The sequence below is a fragment of the Streptomyces sp. RKAG293 genome, assembly GCF_023701745.1.
GTDB lineage: Bacteria > Actinomycetota > Actinomycetes > Streptomycetales > Streptomycetaceae > Actinacidiphila.
Genome location: NZ_JAJOZB010000001.1, coordinates 3,198,376 through 3,215,282 on the forward strand (window position 1 = coordinate 3,198,376; position 16,907 = coordinate 3,215,282).

The following is a 16,907-nucleotide window of genomic DNA, read 5'->3' on the forward strand; positions in this document are numbered from 1 at the left end:
GCGGCAGATCAGGCGCGGCGTTGATCAGGACGGCAGACAGGCCGCGAGCAGTTCCACGAAGCCGATGTCGGCGCGGGCCACCCCGAAGGTCTCGGCGCGGCGCATGGTGCGCTCGGCCCAGGCCCGGTGCGGCTTCACCTCGTTCATCTTGTTCGTGTAGGCGGAGCGCAGGACCCCGCCGCCGGTGCGGTCCTCGTGGAGGATGTCGGCGGCGTCGCAGTACTCCTCGTGCGTGACCACGTTCAGCGCGTGCACGGGGAACACATGGGTGGGGTGGATGCAGGTCTTGCCCTGCAGGCCGTTGGCCCGGTCCAGCTCGATCTCGCGCAGCAGCCCGTCCATGTCGTGCTCGATGAGCGCGGTGCGCAGGTCCTCCGCCTCCGGGGTGAAGGGGCTGCGGCGCAGCTGCGGCTTGAACATCCGCTCGTGGTGCCGGAAGTACTCCCACACCGGCCCGGTCACGGTGAACCCGGTCCCGTCGGCCCGCCCGAAGACATTGACGACGTCGGCGATCACCGAGGCGACGATCTGGACGTCGTACGCCGTCATCGCGGGCGCCCGGCGCAGCGCGTACGAGGAGCAGAAGTCCGTCACGCCCAGCCGCAGGGCCAGCACGCGGTCCCGGTACTTGTCGACCGTGCGGTAGATCCCGGAGAGCGTCTCGACGCGGCTCTCCAGGTGCATCAGCTGCGGAGACTCCAGGACCGGCATGGCGAAGAGCCGGTGGCCGCAGGCGGACTCCGCCACGGCCAGCGCCTCCATGAAGGGGACGCCGCTCTCCTCGGTGAACTTCGGCAGTACGAATCCGGACAGCAGTCGCACGGTGTCACCGAGCCGCTGCACCAGGTCGACTATCTGCGCCGGGGTCCTGACCCGGATGAACAGCAGCGGAGGGTCGCCGGCACCCTGCCGCCGGTCGAGTTCGGCGAACTGCCGGACCAGATTGGCCTCGGCGTCCACGACCTCGCGGTCGTCTATCGAGTCCTCCAGGCACAGGACCATGGACACCACACCGTGCGCGGCCTGCTTCAGTACGTCGTCGGCCAGGTGCGGCCGGGTCGCCGGGCTGTAAAGGGTCGCGCCGAGGGCGACGGAGAGCGTGCTGGCGGAAGAGTCCGCGGTGAATTCCTGCGGCTCGCGGTGGAACAGTTCGTTCCGTACGTCCGTCGCAAGGTGTCCGAAGTGGCGCATATGCCCCCTTTTATGCATGGCTGACCGAATGGCATCTGGCGGATTATCGTACGTGCGGTCACACGACTGACGTTCCCCCCGCGCGTGAAAATCAGGTAACCCCCGCACGTCCGTCGTATGACCCCGCACGGCGCGTCCAGTCCCCTGCGTTGTGGCCCGCGTACCAGGGAAGGCAGGATGACCGCCATGACGCACGCGATGGTGAAGGGCTCGAACATCCCCCTGGACGTCCTGGGGATCAGGGCGGTGCTGCGCTGGAGCCCCGGCGCCGGCGTCCCCGACGTCGACGCCTCGGCCCTGCTGCTGGGCGCGGACGGCCGGGTCCGCTCCGACGCGGACTTCGTCTTCTACAACGAGCCCAGGCATCCGTCGGGGCTCGCCCGGCACCTGCCCAAGAAGCGGGTCGCCGAGGGTCTCACCGACACCGTCGAGGTGGACCTGACGTCCCTGGACGCCTCCGTGGCCCGCGTCGTCATCGCCGCGTCCGCCGACGGCGGCTCCTTCGGGCAGGTCCCCGACCTGCACGTTCTCCTCTTCGACACGGGTGCGCCGGTCCGCTCCGCGCCGCTGGCGACCTTCGACGTCACCCCCGACACCGGCGACGAGACCGCGCTGATCTGCGGCGAGCTGTACCGCCGCGACACCACGTGGAAGTTCCGCGCGCTCGGCCAGGGCTACGCGACCGGCCTCGTCGGCCTCGCCACCGAATTCGGCATCGCCGTCGACGACGAGGCGGACTCCGGAGCGGACCCCGGCTCCGGCCCCGCGGCGGGCTCCCGCGAGCCCGTCCACGCGCCGCCCGCCGTCCCGGAGCCCGAGGCCACCTCCGCGTACGGCTACCCGCTCCCGGACCCCGCACCCGGCCACGTACCCGCTCAGCCCGCCTACGGGTACCCCCAGCCGCCACAGCAGCGCCCCCAGCCCGCCGCACCGGCCTACGGGTACCCGCAGCCGGTGGCGGCCTCCCCCGGCTTCGTGCTGCCACCACAGGGCCCCCAGTTCCAGACCGGCCGCCGCTAGGGTCTGTCGTCTGGATCTCCGTGGGGGAAGGAGCGGTGTCCGGTGCGTGCAGCTGCAAGGCGGAGGAGGGAGGCGACGCGGTGCGTCGTCGACCGACGACAACGCGGCAGATGTGCGTGCTGGACACCGCGACGCCGCGGAGATCCAGACGACAGGCCCTAGGCCCCGCCCCGGGCCCGGTGCCGGCCCCGGGCGGCGTCCTGCCATCGGCGGGCCGTCACACCTTGGTCTTGTAGCCCCGGCCCCACTGCAGGCCCCAGCCGTACAGCCGGTCGATCTCGGCCTGGAACCCGTAGACGTACTTCACCTCGCGCCGCACCATCAGCTCGCCCTTGCGGTTCTCGATCAGCACCACCGCGCAGGACCGCGCCTGCGGCTCGCGCTCGCTGAGCGGGATCTCGATCCGCGGACCCGAGCTGGGGAAGAGCGTGACCATGGCGTGGGTGCGGTCGAAGGCGGGCGTGCCGTCGTAGATGTAGACGAACACCAGCAGCCGGACGAACTCGTCCCGCTTGTCGAAGTTGATGTAGATCGTCTCGCCCGAGGTGCCGCCGAACCGGTCGTCGCCGCTGAGCTTGATGTACGGCGGCTCGTTCAGGTCCCCCAGGAAGTTGCCGAGCGGCTGGACGACGCCCTTCGTCCCGTCGGCGAGCTCGTACATGCACGCCAGGTCCAGGTCGACGTTGACCATCGCCGGCCCCGCGGCCTGCACTATTTCCGGCTTGAACAGGTTCATCCGGCGGCCGAACAACCCGCCGCCGCCCTGTTTGTTCCACCCGCCGGTGTCCGAAGTGCGCATCTCCCAGGACAGGTTGATCCGCAGGTTGCCGACGGCCGCGCCCTGTTTGCTCAGCGAGACCATGGGGTGCCGTTTCGTGAGCTCCACGGTGTGCGCGTTCGCGACGTCGAACTGCGACGCGCCACTGGGCCGCAGGAACTTCCACCAGGCCATGACTACCCCTCCCCTGAACGGACACCGCCCCCCGCCGGATCGGCGGGGGGCGGGACTTCTCGCTCCGGGGTTCAGACTGTCAGAGCTGTCAGACCCCGGATGAGACTTCCGCCGTATCGTTCGACCCCTCTGAGTTTTCCCCGATCCGCCGGTTTCGCACCACCGAGGACCAGTAGGAAGCCGCGATCAGCACGACGCCGACGAGGCCGGTGATGACCTCGTTGATCTCGTACTTGATCGTGACGAGCAGGATGACCGCCAGCGCGCCGATCGCGTAGTGCGCGCCGTGCTCCAGGTACACGTAGTCGTCCAGGGTGCCCTTGCGGACCAGGTACACCGTCAGCGACCGGATGTACATGGCGCCGATACCGAGGCCGAGCGCCATCTCGAAGATGTCGTTGGTGATGGCGAACGCGCCGATGACACCGTCGAACGAGAACGACGCGTCGATGACCTCGAGGTACAGGAACATGAAGAACGCGGCCTTGCCGGCCAGCCCGACGACGGCCACGGTGCTGCCCTTCTTGGCGCCCGCCTCGGCCTCTCCGTCCGCGTCGTCCTCGGCCTCCTCCAGCTGGCCCTCGAAGTAGCCGGAGATCCCGCCGACGACCAGATACGTGATGAGCCCGGCGATCCCGGACAGCAGCACCGTCGCGGCCTTGTCGATCGTCCCGTCCCCGCCGTGCACCGGAACGCTGGTGGCGACCGTGGTCGCGGCGACGAGCAGCACGACCATGGCGATCACGACGGAGAGCATGTCCAGCTTGCCGAGCTTGCCCAGCGGCTTCTCCAGCCAGCCGAGCCACCGGATGTCCCGCTCCTCGAAAATGAAGTCGAGGAAGATCATGAGCAGGAACATCCCGCCGAACGCCGCGATCGACGGATGAGCGCCGGTGACCAGCGCCTCGTAGCGGTCGGGGTCGTTGATCGCGACGTCGACCGCCTCGACCGGGCTGAGCTTGGCGGTGATGGAGACGATGACGACCGGGAAGACCAGTCGCATACCGAAGACGGCGATCAGGATGCCGACGGTGAGGAACATCTTCTGCCAGAAGGCGTTCATCTTCCGGAGGATCCCGGCGTTGATCACCGCGTTGTCGAATGACAGCGAGATCTCCAGGACCGAGAGGATCGCGACCACCGCGAGCCCCTCCCACCCCCAGAGGTACCCAGCCAAGGCCAGGCCGGCGGCAGTGATGCCGAACGACCAGCCAAATGTCTTGAGGAGCACGGGCTACCCAGTCCTTCTCTACGAGAGATCCCCCGCGTAGTCCGCGGCTTTGCCAAGACTCTACCGACCCACTCGGCAACTCCTCAGTCGGTGGGCCCCTTCCATATCGCATCCAGAGGATCCCCACAACATCACTAATACGAAACCCGGGGAAATTCCCGTCACTTCATGCTAATTCCCTCGTTGGGAGTGAAGTGATGTTCGTACGGTCCGATCAGAAGCGGGGGCATGGCAGGTGCATCACCCGGAGCTGGAGCAATGGGGCGTTCCCGCGCCGAGCCGGCGCGTGCCGGGCGGGGCCCGGCGGATGGAGCGACGGGTCAGGCCGGCCGGAACCACGGAGCGGACCTACCGATTCCGCTGCTATCCCAACCCCGTTCAGTCCCAGCAGCTGCACCGCACCTTCGGAGCCTGTCGGTGGGTCTACGACCAGGGGCTCGAGCTACGCTCCTCCGCCTGGCGGCAGCACCACCTCCGGATCGGCTACACCGAAAGCTGCCGCGCGCTGACCGGATGGCGAAACACGGAGGAGACCGGCTGGCTCCGGGAGATCTCCTCCGTGGCGCTGCAGCAGTCCCTGCGGCATCTGGACAACGCGTACAACCGCTTCTTCCGGGGCAGCGCCAGGCATCCGCAGCGCAAACGGAAACACCGGGCCAAGGACGCCGCGACCTACGTACAGGCAGGGGTGGGTTTCCGTTGGGCGGCGGATGGCGACCGCCCCGGCGCCGGACGGCTCACCCTGGCCAAGATGGCCGAACCCCTCGACATACGGTGGTCACGCCCCCTTCCGGCCGGAGCGGTCCCGAGGAAGCAGGAACCCCCACCCGCGAGGGTGGGGAATCCCGGTCGGTCACGGCGGGGAGAGGTCAAGAAACGTTGACCCCGAAGTCCAGGGCGATGCCTCGCAGTCCTGACGCGTACCCCTGGCCTACTGCACGGAATTTCCACTCGCCGTTGTAGCGGTACAGCTCGCCGAAGATCATTGCGGTCTCGCTGGACGCGTCCTCGGAGAGGTCGTAGCGCGCCAACTCGGCCTGGTCGTACTGGTTCACGACGCGGATGTAGGCGTTGTTGACCTGTCCGAAGGTCTGGCCGCGGCTGTCGGCCTCGTGGATGGAGACGGGGAAGACGACCTTGTCGACGCGCTCGGGAACCTTGGTGAGGTCGACGATGATCTCCTCGTCGTCCCCTTCGCCCTCGCCGGTGAGGTTGTCACCGGTGTGCTCGACGGAGCCCTCGGGGCTCTTGAGGTTGTTGTAGAAGACGAAGTGTTCGTCGCTGAGTACCCGGCCGTTGGCGCACAGCAGGGCGCTGGCGTCGAGGTCGAACGGCGCCCCTGTGGTGGAGCGTGCGTCCCAGCCGAGGCCGATCATCACCTGGGTGAGATTCGGTGCGGCCTTGCTGAGGGAGACATTGCCCCCCTTGGCGAGCGTGACGCCCATGGTTTTCGCTTCCTCCCCGTGCGTGCTGAGGTCGGTACGTGCACGGCGCCGCACGCCCTGCCGGGTGTGCGGCGCCGCGAGGGGTTCAGACGTTGACGCCGAAGTCCTGCGCGATGCCGCGCAGTCCGGAGGCGTAGCCCTGGCCGATGGCGCGGAACTTCCACTCCGCGCCGTTGCGGTAGAGCTCACCGAAGACCATGGCGGTCTCGGTGGAGGCGTCCTCGGTGAGGTCGTAGCGCGCCAGTTCGTTGTTGTCGGCCTGGTTCACGACGCGGATGTACGCGTTGCGGACCTGACCGAAGCTCTGCTGACGGCTCTCGGCCTCGTAGATCGAGACCGGGAAGACGATCTTGGCGACATCGGCCGGAACTCCGGCCAGGTTCACCTTGATGACCTCGTCGTCGCCGTCGCCCGAGCCGGTGAGGTTGTCACCGAGGTGCTCGACCGAGCCGTCCGGGCTCTTGAGGTTGTTGAAGAAGACGAAGTGCGCGTCGGAGATGACCTTGCCCTCGGGGCTGGCCAGCAGTGCGCTGGCGTCCAGGTCGAAATCGGCGCCGGTGGTGGTCCTGGCGTCCCATCCCAGAGCGACGATGACCGCCGTGAGATTCGGGGCCTCCTTCGTCAGTGAGACGTTGCCACCCTTGCTGAGGCTGACTCCCACGGGTCCTCCATACGGTCATGGGGTATCAGGCAGTACCCTCGCCCCCGTCGTGCGGTACACAGATCAACGCGTTGAGCTTAGTGAGCAGTTCCCGAAGACTGCAGCCCGTCGGCTACAGCTCTTCGAGGGCCTTTGCGTAGTCGTTGAGGTCCCGGGCGTCCGGAAGGCCGTTGACGACGGTCCAGCGGACGATGCCGTCCTTGTCGATGACGAAGGTGCCGCGGACCGCGCAGCCCTTCTCCTCGTCGAAGACGCCGTAGGCGCGCGCGGCGTCCCCGTGCGGCCAGAAGTCGGAGAGCAGCGGGTATCCGAGGCCCTCCTGTTCGGCGAAGACGCGCAGCGAGAACGGGGCGTCGCAGGAGACGGCGAGGAGCTGCACGCCGTCGTTCTGGAACGTCGGCAGTTCGTCGCGCAGGGCACAGAGCTCGCCGGTGCAGACGCCGGTGAACGCGTACGGGTAGAAGAGCAGCACGACGTTCTTCTCGCCGCGGAAGTCGGAGAGCCGCACGGTCTGACCGTGCTGGTTCTTCAGCTCGAAATCCGGGGCCTTGCTGCCGACCTCGATCGCCATGCGGGCACATCCTCGTCTCGGTACCGGAAAGGTCACGGACAGTCTGTCACTGCCCTCCGGGGCCGAACGCACCGCGCCCCCGTCGACCGGGGTCGACGGGGGCGCGGAGCAGGGTCCGGTAGAGCTACCGCTTCGCGGCCCGGGCCGTCTTCGGAGTGACCAGGCGGCTGCCCGACCAGTCCTTGGCGGCGTTGACTGTGCTGGTTTGGGCCAGACCTGCGGTCTGGGCGGCCTCGCCGATCTCGCTTGGCTCGACGTGGCCCTCACGGCCGGTCTTCGGGGTCATCAGCCAGATCGGGGCGCCGTCGTCGATCGTCGACGTGGCGTCGACCAAGGTGTCGGTGAGGTCGCCGTCGTCCTCCCTGAACCACAGCAGGACGGCGTCGGGCACGTCGTCGTAGTCCTCATCGGCGAGCTCTTCGCCCGTGAGCTCCTCGATACCTTCTCGGAGCTCCTGGTCGCAGTCGTCGTCGTACCCGAGTTCCTGGACCACCTGTCCGGGTTCGAATCCAAGCCGGCTAGCCGGGTTGGTCCGGTCCTCCGCGTGGTCCGCGGTCGCGCTCACGCTTTGCCTCCTGTCATGGGGGGAAACTCCCCGCGCCTGTGCGGGGTTATTGGCGGTAGTCCACACGGACGCGGCGGATCGCGCAAGTACCCGGCCGCCGAGACCGCCTAAACGGTGACGTGTCACCGCAACCCGCACGTCCAATCGTGACGCAGATCACGCCGGTTTGCCGGGGTTGTGCACGAATGAAGTCTGGGGTCGGTCGTACGTCCGAGTGGGCGTAGAGTTCTGATTTGGCCTCTCGTAGGCCTGCTTCGCTGCGCACCTCTCCGTCTCACGGAGTGGCAGTTACCGCTCAGTAGAGATGACGTTTCTGGCGACGCGGTACACGATGGAGGCGGCGCGACCCAGCAGAGCAAGACCTAGTAGCGAAGGAACAGCGTGGCTTCCGGATCCGATCGCAACCCGATCATCATTGGCGGCCTTCCCAGCCAGGTCCCGGACTTTGATCCCGAGGAAACGGCGGAATGGCTCGACTCGCTCGACGCGGCTATCGACGAACGCGGCCGTGAGCGTGCCCGCTACCTCATGCTCCGCCTCATCGAGCGCGCCCGCGAGAAGCGTGTCGCGGTGCCCGAGATGCGCAGCACGGACTACATCAACACCATCGCGACCAAGGACGAGCCGTTCTTCCCCGGCAACGAGGAGATCGAGCGGAAGGTCCTGAACGCGACCCGCTGGAATGCGGCGGTCATGGTGTCGCGCGCACAGCGCCCCGGTATCGGCGTCGGCGGCCACATCGCCACCTTCGCCTCCTCCGCCTCCCTCTACGACGTGGGCTTCAACCACTTCTTCCGGGGCAAGGACGAGGGCGACGGCGGCGACCAGATCTTCTTCCAGGGGCATGCCTCCCCCGGTATCTACGCCCGCGCCTTCCTTCTGGACCGGCTCTCCGAGCAGCAGCTCGACGCGTTCCGCCAGGAGAAGTCGAAGGCCCCGTACGGCCTGTCCAGCTACCCGCACCCGCGGCTCATGCCGGACTTCTGGGAGTTCCCGACCGTCTCGATGGGCCTCGGCCCGCTCGGCGCGATCTACCAGGCGCGGATGAACCGCTACATGGAGGCGCGCGGCATCGCCGACACCTCCAAGTCGCACGTATGGGCGTACCTCGGCGACGGGGAGATGGACGAGCCCGAGTCGCTCGGCCAGCTGTCGATCGCCGCCCGTGAGGGCCTGGACAACCTGACCTTCGTCGTCAACTGCAACCTGCAGCGCCTCGACGGGCCGGTGCGCGGCAACGGCAAGATCATCCAGGAGCTGGAGTCGCAGTTCCGCGGCGCCGGCTGGAACGTCATCAAGCTGGTCTGGGACCGCAGCTGGGACCCGCTGCTCGCCCAGGACCGCGACGGCATCCTGGTGAACAAGATGAACACCACGCCGGACGGACAGTTCCAGACGTACGCCACCGAGACCGGCGGCTACATCCGTGAGCACTTCTTCGGTGACGACCAGCGGCTGCGCAAGATGGTCGAGGGCATGACCGACGAGCAGATCCTGCACCTCGGCCGTGGCGGTCACGACCACAAGAAGGTCTACGCGGCGTACGCGGCGGCCAAGGCCCACAAGGGCCAGCCGACGGTGATCCTCGCCCAGACCATCAAGGGCTGGACGCTCGGTCCGAACTTCGAGGGCCGCAACGCGACCCACCAGATGAAGAAGCTCACGACCGAGGACCTCAAGCGCTTCCGCGACCGGCTGCACATCCCGATCACGGACAAGCAGCTCGACGAGGGCTACCCGCCGTACTACCACCCGGGTCGCGACTCCGAAGAGATCCAGTACATGCACGACCACCGCAAGGCGTGCGGTGGCTATGTGCCGACCCGTGTGGTGCGCGCGAAGCCGCTGGCGCTGCCGGACGAGAAGGCGTACGCGCCGGCCAAGAAGGGCTCCGGCCAGCAGTCGATCGCCACCACCATGGCGTTCGTCCGCATCCTCAAGGAGCTCATGCGGGACAAGGAGATCGGCAAGCGTTTCGTGCTGATCGCCCCGGACGAGTACCGCACCTTCGGTATGGACGCGTTCTTCCCGTCGGCGAAGATCTACAACCCGCTGGGCCAGCAGTACGAGGCGGTCGACCGTGACCTGCTCCTCGCGTACAAGGAGTCGCCGACCGGCCAGATGCTGCACGACGGCATCTCCGAGGCGGGCTGTACGGCCTCGCTGATCGCGGCGGGCTCGGCCTACGCCACGCACGGCGAGCCGCTGATCCCGGTCTACGTCTTCTACTCGATGTTCGGGTTCCAGCGGACCGGTGACCAGTTCTGGCAGATGGCGGACCAGCTGGCGCGCGGTTTCGTGCTCGGCGCGACCGCGGGCCGGACCACCCTTACGGGTGAAGGCCTGCAGCACGCGGACGGCCATTCGCAGCTGCTCGCCTCGACCAACCCGGCCGTCGTCGCGTACGACCCGGCGTTCGGCTTCGAGATCGCGCACATCGTGCAGGACGGTCTGAAGAGGATGTACGGCGAGAACGCCGAGGACGTCTTCTACTACATGACCGTCTACAACGAGCCGATCCAGCACCCGGCCGAGCCGGCCGATGTGGACGCCGAGGGCATCCTCAAGGGTCTGTACCGGTACGCGGAGGGCACCGAGGGCACCGTTCCGGCGCAGATCCTGGCGTCGGGCGTGGCGGTTCCGTGGGCCGTCGAGGCGCAGCGGATCCTCGCCGCGGACTGGGGCGTCAAGGCGGACGTCTGGTCGGCCACCTCGTGGAACGAGCTGCGGCGCGACGCCATCGCGGTGGAGGAGCACAACCTGCTCCACCCCGAGGAGGAGCAGCGCGTCCCGTACATCACGAGCAAGCTCGCCGGTGTGCAGGGCCCGTTCGTGGCGGTCTCGGACTGGATGCGCGCGGTGCCGGACCAGATCTCGCGCTGGGTGCCGGGCACGTACCAGTCGCTGGGTGCCGACGGGTTCGGTTTCGCCGACACCCGTGGCGCGGCCCGTCGCTTCTTCCACATCGACGCGCAGTCGATCGTCCTGGGGGTGCTCACCGAGCTCGCCCGGGACGGCAAGGTGGACCGTTCGGTGCTGAAGCAGGCCGTGGACCGCTACCAGCTGCTCGACGTCACGGCTGCCGACCCCGGCGCCGCGGGCGGCGACGCCTGAGGTAGCCCCGAGGCGGTACGTCTCACGTTTCGAACGCCGGGCCCGCACCACTTTCCGTGGTGCGGGCCCGGCGTTCGTTCGTCTGCCGCGCCGGCTACTGCGCCAGCCAGAGGATGGCGACGACGGTGTCGAAGACGCCGAGGACGACGGCGACGACCGCGGGGATCGACTTCGCGCCACGCCAGCTGCGGCCCATGGCGAGCCAGCCGAAGATGATCGCGAGGGGTCCGAGCACGATCCCCAGGACGAAGAAGCCGACGATGGCGCAGACGGCGCCGACGACGGCGATCGTTCCGGTGTCGGACCGGTCGCGGGAACGCATACGGGTACGGGTGCGGGTTCGGGTGGCCATCGTCCCTCCGTAAGGTTTCGGGGCTCGCCGTTCGCGTTCCCCGCCCCCGGCCGCCCATGCGGTGTCAGTTCTCCCAGACCTTGAACGCCCGGACGGTGTAACGGGATTCGGGCACCCAGGTGCCCGTCGGATAGGTGTCGAACTCGGCCTCGGTGGCGCACTCCGCGCTCTGGTAGGTGGTGACCGGCCGGCCGATGCGGTTGACGAAGGACCGGGCGGGAGTGCCCGCGGGGAGCGGCACGCAGTTGTCGATGCCGGTGTCGGCGAGTTCGTGGGCCTGCCGGGCGCTGCTGTAGCCGGCCTTGCCCCACAGGCAGAGCTGGCCCGGATCGCAGGCCCCGGAGGACGCGGCGGAGGCCGGGGCGAGGGCGGTGACGGGCAGCAGCGCGGCGGCCAGGGCGGCGGCGGTGAGGATCGTGTTCATGCGGCTCAGGCTGGTGCGGCGGTCGCGGCGCCCACAAGAGCGGCCGGGCACGTTCCCCCTGATAGGGGGATTGCGTGCGGCCCGCCCCACGGGTAACAGCCGACCCAGTCGCTTGGCCCGTACAGTCACTTTCGAAACGTGACTTGAGTCACCCTTGGCTCAGGCATGGCCCTGCGTCTTCTACGCTGGCCGGGATACCGCAAACCTCCGAGGGGCCACCACACCCCCCGCGCACCTTCTGCCGACGGACCGGGTCGGCGTGCGCGTCCGGGACGATTTCGCGAGGCAATACTGAGTGACCCCATTCGATGAGCGCTTCAATGCAACGTCCATCCGGGCCCTGCTGGCCCTGGCCGTCATCTTCGTCATGCTCGCGACCACCGGCTGGACCGCCATCCGGCCGCACAAGGGCGCCGAGGATCCGCGGGCGGCGGCACTGGTGTCGTGGCTGCACGGCTCGGTGGCCGGGCACAAGCTGCCCAGCGCCTCGGCCGGTGCCGACTCCATAGCGCACTTCTTCGCGACGCTGACCGCGGCCCAGACCCGGCAGATCGCCAACCGCTACCCGCTCGTCGTCGGCAACCTGGACGGCGCGCCGGTGAGCGTGCGCTACCTGGCCAACCGGGTGGCGCTCGCCCAGACGCGCGTCACGGAGATCGCCCGTTCGCACAGCTCCCTGCTCACACCCGCCGGCCGCAAGGACGCGGACAAGCGCGCCCACCGCTACGCCTCGCTGCTGAGCGACGGCCGGCAGATCCTCGCCTTCGACCCGACCGGAGCCGGCCGGGCCGCCGAGGTCTTCGGTGATCTCGGTTCCGCCGACCGGGTGGCCGTGGTCGTGCCGGGTGTGGACACCGACATCAGCACGTTCGAACGCACCGCCAAGTCGTACGCGGCCCCGGTCGGCATGGCGCGCGCCCTGTACCAGGCCGAGCGCGCCCAGGACCCGTCCTCGCGCACCGCGGTGATCGCCTGGGCGAACTACACGACGCCGTCGGGTGTCGGTCTCGACGCCTCCACCGGTGAGCTGGCGGAGAACGGCGCGGTCCGGCTGAACTCGCTGGTCGAGGCGCTGCCGTCCACCGCGCGCATCTCGCTGTTCTGCCACTCGTACGGCTCGGTGCTGTGCGGGGTGGCCGCTCCGGACCTGCCGTCGGACAAGATCTCCGACATCACCGTCTTCGGCAGCCCCGGGATGCGGGTGAGCCGCGCCACGCAGCTGCACACCTCCGCCAACGTATGGGCCGCCCGCGATCCGAGCGACTGGATCGGCGAGGTGCCGCACCTGGAGATCGCCGGCCTGGGGCACGGCGCCGACCCCGTCTCGGAGTCCTTCGGGGCCCGTGTGGTCGGTACGGAAGGCGCTCTGGGCCACCCCGGCTACTTCGCGCCCGGCACCGAGAGCCTGGCGAACTTCACCGACATCGCCCTCGGCCAGTACAGCGCGGTGCGGTGCGCGCCGAACCGCGAGGACTGCGCGTCCGGCCTCGGTCAGGCCTGAGCCGGAGTCGTGGGGGTGGTTCCGGTCCTGGGGTCCGGAACCACCCCCACGCGCGTTTTTGCGGTCAGTTCGGCAGTTGATCCCACATTCGGCCCTACGATGAGCCACATGGGTGACGTTTTGGCCGGATCCAATGCCGTGTGGGAGTTCGACACGGATGCCGTGGTCATCCGGTACGAGCGCGGGGTGCGCAATTCGAAGCTGCTCCAGACGCTCGGCGAGCGCCGGATCCCGTACGCCGCGCTGACCGGCGTCGAGCTCGTTCCCGGCAAGCGCGGCACGGTCGTACTGCGCGCCCTGCCGCGGCCCGGCGCCGATCCGCTGATGGAAGCGGCGGGCGGGCAGCTGAAGGACTCCGCGGATCCCTACCGGCTGGTGCTGCCGGCCGACCGCGAGACCCTCGCCGAGTACTACACGGACGAGCTACGGGTCGCGGTCTCCGACAACGACACCGGCGAACCGGCCGACCGCTTCCTGGTCGCCGCGCCCACCGGGCCGCAGTCGTTCAAGGCGTACGACGCCAGGGCCGCCTTCGACGGCCGCACGGTGTCCTTCCGCTGGTTCTGGACGGGCGCCTCGACCGCCAAATGGAAGGCCGGCGACCAGCACTTCCCGGTCGCCGACCTGAGCGGGGTCGACTGGCGCTCCCCCGAGCTGCTGCACGGCTATCTGCGGCTGCGGCCGAACGACGACACCGAACGCCCCGGCGACCCCGACCAGAACCCGGCCGCGGTGGTCTTCGGGCTCGGCTACGGCCAGGTCCATGAATCGCTGCCGTTCGCCGCGTCCGTGCTGGCCGCCGTGCAGACGGCTACTCGCGCGCGGCGGAAGTAGAGCTCATGTCCGGGTAGCGGTCGCCCGCGACGTGCTCGGCGATCGGTTCCAGCCACTCCAGCTCGACCTGGTCGAGCGTGATCCGGGTCGCCCCGGTGTTCTCCAGCACGCGGCTGACCTTGCGGGTGCCCGGGATCGGCACCACGGTCAGCTGGTGCACCTGGGCCCGCTGCTGCACCCAGGCGAGCGCGATCTGGCCCAGGCTCGCCCCGTGCGCCTTGGCGGCCTTGCGGACCGGGTCCAGCAGATCCGCGTTCCGCCTGGCGTTCTCACCGGTGAACCGGGGCTGGTGCTGCCGGTAGTCGCCGCCGGCCAGATCCGTCGTGGCATTCAGGAACGAGCCGGTCAGGAAGCCCCGGCCGAGCGGTGAGTACGGCACGAAGGCCACGCCCAGCTCGGCGGCGGCCGGTACCGCGCTGCGTTCCACATCACGGCTGAACAGCGACCACTCGGACTGCAGCGCGGCGATCGGGTGGACGGCGTGCGCCTCGCGCAGCTCCGCGCCGGTCACCTCGGACAGGCCCAGGTGCCGGACCTTGCCCTCCGCCACCAGCTCGGCCATCGCGCCGACGGACTCCGCGAACGGGACGCCCGGGTCGCGGCGGTGCATGTAGTACAGGTCGATGACGTCCGTGCCCAGGCGGCGCAGGCTGCCCTCGACGGCCTGCCGGAGGTACGCCCGGTCGTTGCGGACGCCGCGGTACGTCGCGTCGTCCGCCCTGCGCTCGATGGCGAACTTGGTCGCCAGCGTGATCTCGTCCCGGTGCGCCTTCACGAACGGGGCGAGGAACTCCTCGTTCGCCCCCGAGCCGTAGGCGTCGGCGGTGTCGAAGAGCGTGACGCCCGCCTCGAGGGCCGCTTCCAGCGTCGCCCGCGCCGCGTCCACGTCGGTCTCGCCGTAGAACTCGCTCATGCCCATGCAGCCCAGGCCCTGGACGCCGACCAGCGGTCCGTCCGTGCCCAGCCGTACACTGTCGATCTTTTCCGTGCTCGCGTTGCTCGCGTTGTCGCTCATCAGGGTCAGACCCTCTCCGGCGCCCGCTGGGCGCCCCCATACATGTCGATCTTGTAGTCCAGTACCGCGAGGGTGTCCTGCAGCTCGGCGATCCGCCGGTGCACGTCCTCACGGTGCGCCACGAGCAGCTCCTGCCGCGCGGCGAAGGTCTGCTCGCCCTCGCGCACCATCTCCGCGTACCTGACCATGTCCGCGACCGGCATCCCGGTCAGCCGGAGCTTGCCGACGAAGGCCAGCCAGTGCAGATCTCGGTTGGTGTAGCGGCGCTGCCCGGTGTGGGAGCGGTCGACGTGCGGCATCAGTCCGATCCGCTCGTACCAGCGCAGGGTGTGCGCGCTCAGCCCGGTCACCGTGACCACTTCGCTGATCGTGTACTGGTCCTGCCCGTCGGGCCGCAGAATCGACGCCTGGTCGTCACAGCTGGCGATCCGGCCGGCCCTGCTCCTCGCCACCTTCGTCACAGCCACCTGCGTTACCGTCATGCCCCTACGCTACGGACTTGGAGTGCACTCGAAGCAAGCGCCTCAGGAGATCTTTTCCGGCCGCGTTACGCTCGCCCCATGGAGAGCTTGCGTGAGATCCGGAACTGGCCCGTCCCCACGGCGGCCGCGGCCGTCGTCCGCCGGGACGGCACGGTGGCCGGGTCCCACGGCCCGGTCGGTGAGCCGTTCCGGCTCGCGTCGGTCACCAAGCCGCTGACGGCCTACGCGGCGCTGGTCGCCTGCGAGGAGGGCGTCTTCGAGCTCGACGACCCGGCGGGCCCCGAGGGCTCGACGGTGCGCCATCTGCTCTCCCACACCTCAGGGCTGGCCTTCGACCAGCACCGCGTGATGGCGCCGCCCGGTGACCGCCGGCTCTACTCCAACGCCGGGTTCGAGGTGCTCGCCGACCACATCGCCAAGGCCACCGGCATCCCGTTCCCCGAATACCTGCGGCAGGCGGTCCTGGAGCCGCTGGGGATGACCGCCACCACGCTGCCCGGCTCGGCCGCCGCCGACGGCGTCTCCACCGTCGAGGACCTCGTCCGCTTCGCCGCCGAACTGCAGGCGCCGCGCATCCTGCACCCGTCGACCCTCGACGAGGCCACGTCCGTCGTCTTCCCCGGCCTCAAGGGCGTACTGCCGGGCTACGGCCACCAGAACCCCAACGACTGGGGCCTCGGCTTCGAGATCCGGGACTCCAAGACCCCGCACTGGACCGGCGCCGCCTCCAGCCCGCGCACCTTCGGGCACTTCGGCCAGACCGGGACCTTCCTGTGGGTCGACCCCGACGCGGGCGCCGCGTGCGTCTGCCTCACCGACCGCGCCTGGGGCGAATGGGCTGTCCCGCTGTGGCCCGCCCTGACGGACGCGGTCCTCGCGGAACTGCGGGCCTAGGCCGGGTCGCGCGGCACCGGACGCAGCTCCCAGACGAGGTACTCCACCGGGCCCGCCGCCCGCACCAGGAGCCTCTCCTCGTCGGTGAGGCGCGCCGCGTCGCCCGCTTCGAGGGTCTCGTCGCCCAACCGGACGCTGCCGCGCACCACGTGCACGTAGACGAAGGGCGCGGCCGGCAGTTCGCCCGGGCCGCGGCTGACGGACAGCGCCGCGTGCGGCTGCCGGAACGGGACGAAGCGCGTGCCGTGTTCGACGCCGTAGCGCGGGCCGCCGCCGAACACCGCGGGCTCCAGCCACATCTGAAGGAACCTCAGCGGCCCTTCCCCGGCGTTGCGTTCGACATGGCGGACGCCGTCGCCCGCGCTGAGCAGCTGTGCCTCACCGGCCCGCACCACGGTCTCGTGGCCCGCGGAGTCCCGGTGTCCCAGCTCGCCCTCGATCACCCACGTCACGATCTCGACTCCCCCGTGCGGGTGCTCCGCGAAGCCGGCGCCGGGCGCCAGCCGCTCCTCGTTGCACGCCATCAGCGGCCCGAACCGCAGGTTGCCGGGGTCGTAGTGGGAGCCGAAGGAGAACGCGTGCAGGGTCTCGATCCCCGCGGCGGGATCACCCCCGGCGTATCGCTGTCCACCGCGCCGAACGTCGATCATTCGGC

The 16,907-nt window shown here is 69.3% G+C and carries 18 protein-coding genes; 6 read left to right on the forward strand and 12 right to left on the reverse strand.

Going from position 1 to position 16,907, the window contains the following annotated elements:
- Nucleotides 1-24: 24 nt before the first annotated feature.
- The gene (locus tag LNW72_RS14215; RefSeq protein WP_250975751.1) at nucleotides 25-1,191 is read right to left on the reverse strand and encodes an HpcH/HpaI aldolase/citrate lyase family protein; all 1,167 of its coding nucleotides are present in this window, start codon (nucleotides 1,189-1,191) and stop codon (nucleotides 25-27) included.
- 177 nt (nucleotides 1,192-1,368) lie between these two features.
- Here LNW72_RS14215 and LNW72_RS14220 point away from each other — a divergent pair, with 177 nt between their 5' ends.
- Nucleotides 1,369-2,211, forward strand: coding sequence for a TerD family protein (locus LNW72_RS14220; protein ID WP_250975752.1), 843 nt, complete (start codon nucleotides 1,369-1,371; stop codon nucleotides 2,209-2,211).
- A 217-nt stretch (nucleotides 2,212-2,428) separates the two neighbouring features.
- On the opposite strand, the gene LNW72_RS14225 is transcribed toward LNW72_RS14220, so the two are convergent.
- Nucleotides 2,429-3,163: a Tellurium resistance gene (locus tag LNW72_RS14225; RefSeq protein WP_250975753.1), complete on the reverse strand. Its 735-nt coding sequence runs from the start codon at nucleotides 3,161-3,163 to the stop codon at nucleotides 2,429-2,431.
- 88 nt (nucleotides 3,164-3,251) lie between these two features.
- Complete coding sequence (locus LNW72_RS14230; RefSeq protein ID WP_250975754.1) at nucleotides 3,252-4,394, reverse strand: DUF475 domain-containing protein; 1,143 nt, start codon at nucleotides 4,392-4,394, stop codon at nucleotides 3,252-3,254.
- 307 nt (nucleotides 4,395-4,701) lie between these two features.
- Here LNW72_RS14230 and LNW72_RS14235 point away from each other — a divergent pair, with 307 nt between their 5' ends.
- Nucleotides 4,702-5,277 carry a helix-turn-helix domain-containing protein gene (locus LNW72_RS14235; RefSeq protein ID WP_250975755.1) on the forward strand — a complete coding sequence of 192 codons (576 nt, stop codon included), beginning with the start codon at nucleotides 4,702-4,704 and terminating at the stop codon, nucleotides 5,275-5,277.
- Here LNW72_RS14235 and LNW72_RS14240 read toward each other — a convergent pair.
- The 4 genes from LNW72_RS14240 to LNW72_RS14255 form a co-directional block, all read right to left on the reverse strand.
- A complete protein-coding gene (locus LNW72_RS14240; RefSeq protein WP_250975756.1) occupies nucleotides 5,264-5,839 on the reverse strand; it encodes a TerD family protein in 576 nt (191 codons plus the stop codon). The genes LNW72_RS14235 and LNW72_RS14240 overlap by 14 nt on opposite strands.
- 85 nt (nucleotides 5,840-5,924) lie before the next feature.
- On the reverse strand, nucleotides 5,925-6,500 hold the full coding sequence (locus LNW72_RS14245) for a TerD family protein (protein ID WP_138356774.1): 576 nt from the start codon (nucleotides 6,498-6,500) through the stop codon (nucleotides 5,925-5,927).
- A gap of 112 nt (nucleotides 6,501-6,612) precedes the next feature.
- Nucleotides 6,613-7,071 (reverse strand): peroxiredoxin, encoded by a 459-nt coding sequence (locus LNW72_RS14250; RefSeq protein WP_250975757.1) that lies wholly within the window; start codon nucleotides 7,069-7,071, stop codon nucleotides 6,613-6,615.
- 124 nt (nucleotides 7,072-7,195) lie between these two features.
- Nucleotides 7,196-7,636, reverse strand: a complete 441-nt coding sequence (locus LNW72_RS14255) for a DUF3052 domain-containing protein (protein ID WP_138356772.1) — start codon at nucleotides 7,634-7,636, stop codon at nucleotides 7,196-7,198.
- Nucleotides 7,637-8,017: 381 nt separating this feature from the next.
- Here LNW72_RS14255 and aceE point away from each other — a divergent pair, with 381 nt between their 5' ends.
- Nucleotides 8,018-10,750, forward strand: a complete 2,733-nt coding sequence (aceE, locus tag LNW72_RS14260) for a pyruvate dehydrogenase (acetyl-transferring), homodimeric type (protein ID WP_250975758.1) — start codon at nucleotides 8,018-8,020, stop codon at nucleotides 10,748-10,750.
- Nucleotides 10,751-10,844: 94 nt separating this feature from the next.
- Here the strand turns inward: aceE and LNW72_RS14265 are convergent, their stop codons facing one another.
- Both LNW72_RS14265 and LNW72_RS14270 read right to left on the reverse strand, forming a co-directional pair.
- Complete coding sequence (locus LNW72_RS14265; protein ID WP_250975759.1) at nucleotides 10,845-11,102, reverse strand: small hydrophobic protein; 258 nt, start codon at nucleotides 11,100-11,102, stop codon at nucleotides 10,845-10,847.
- A 64-nt stretch (nucleotides 11,103-11,166) separates the two neighbouring features.
- Complete coding sequence (locus LNW72_RS14270) at nucleotides 11,167-11,526, reverse strand: peptidase inhibitor family I36 protein (RefSeq protein WP_138356769.1); 360 nt, start codon at nucleotides 11,524-11,526, stop codon at nucleotides 11,167-11,169.
- 295 nt (nucleotides 11,527-11,821) lie between these two features.
- On the opposite strand from LNW72_RS14270, the gene LNW72_RS14275 reads away from it, so the two are divergent.
- Nucleotides 11,822-13,027: an alpha/beta hydrolase gene (locus LNW72_RS14275; protein ID WP_250975760.1), complete on the forward strand. Its 1,206-nt coding sequence runs from the start codon at nucleotides 11,822-11,824 to the stop codon at nucleotides 13,025-13,027.
- 108 nt (nucleotides 13,028-13,135) lie between these two features.
- Entirely contained in the window at nucleotides 13,136-13,861 is a 726-nt protein-coding gene (locus LNW72_RS14280) for a DUF4429 domain-containing protein (RefSeq protein ID WP_250975761.1), read from the forward strand.
- On the opposite strand, the gene LNW72_RS14285 is transcribed toward LNW72_RS14280, so the two are convergent.
- On the reverse strand, nucleotides 13,839-14,876 hold the full coding sequence (locus tag LNW72_RS14285; RefSeq protein WP_250975762.1) for an aldo/keto reductase: 1,038 nt from the start codon (nucleotides 14,874-14,876) through the stop codon (nucleotides 13,839-13,841). The genes LNW72_RS14280 and LNW72_RS14285 overlap by 23 nt on opposite strands.
- A gap of 5 nt (nucleotides 14,877-14,881) precedes the next feature.
- Entirely contained in the window at nucleotides 14,882-15,358 is a 477-nt protein-coding gene (locus tag LNW72_RS14290) for a MerR family transcriptional regulator (RefSeq protein WP_250975763.1), read from the reverse strand.
- A gap of 78 nt (nucleotides 15,359-15,436) precedes the next feature.
- Here LNW72_RS14290 and LNW72_RS14295 point away from each other — a divergent pair, with 78 nt between their 5' ends.
- Nucleotides 15,437-16,252 carry a serine hydrolase domain-containing protein gene (locus LNW72_RS14295; protein WP_250975764.1) on the forward strand — a complete coding sequence of 272 codons (816 nt, stop codon included), beginning with the start codon at nucleotides 15,437-15,439 and terminating at the stop codon, nucleotides 16,250-16,252.
- Here the strand turns inward: LNW72_RS14295 and LNW72_RS14300 are convergent.
- On the reverse strand, nucleotides 16,249-16,902 hold the full coding sequence (locus tag LNW72_RS14300) for a pirin family protein (RefSeq protein ID WP_250975765.1): 654 nt from the start codon (nucleotides 16,900-16,902) through the stop codon (nucleotides 16,249-16,251). The two genes, LNW72_RS14295 and LNW72_RS14300, sit on opposite strands and share 4 nt — an antisense overlap.
- Nucleotides 16,903-16,907: the final 5 nt, after the last annotated feature.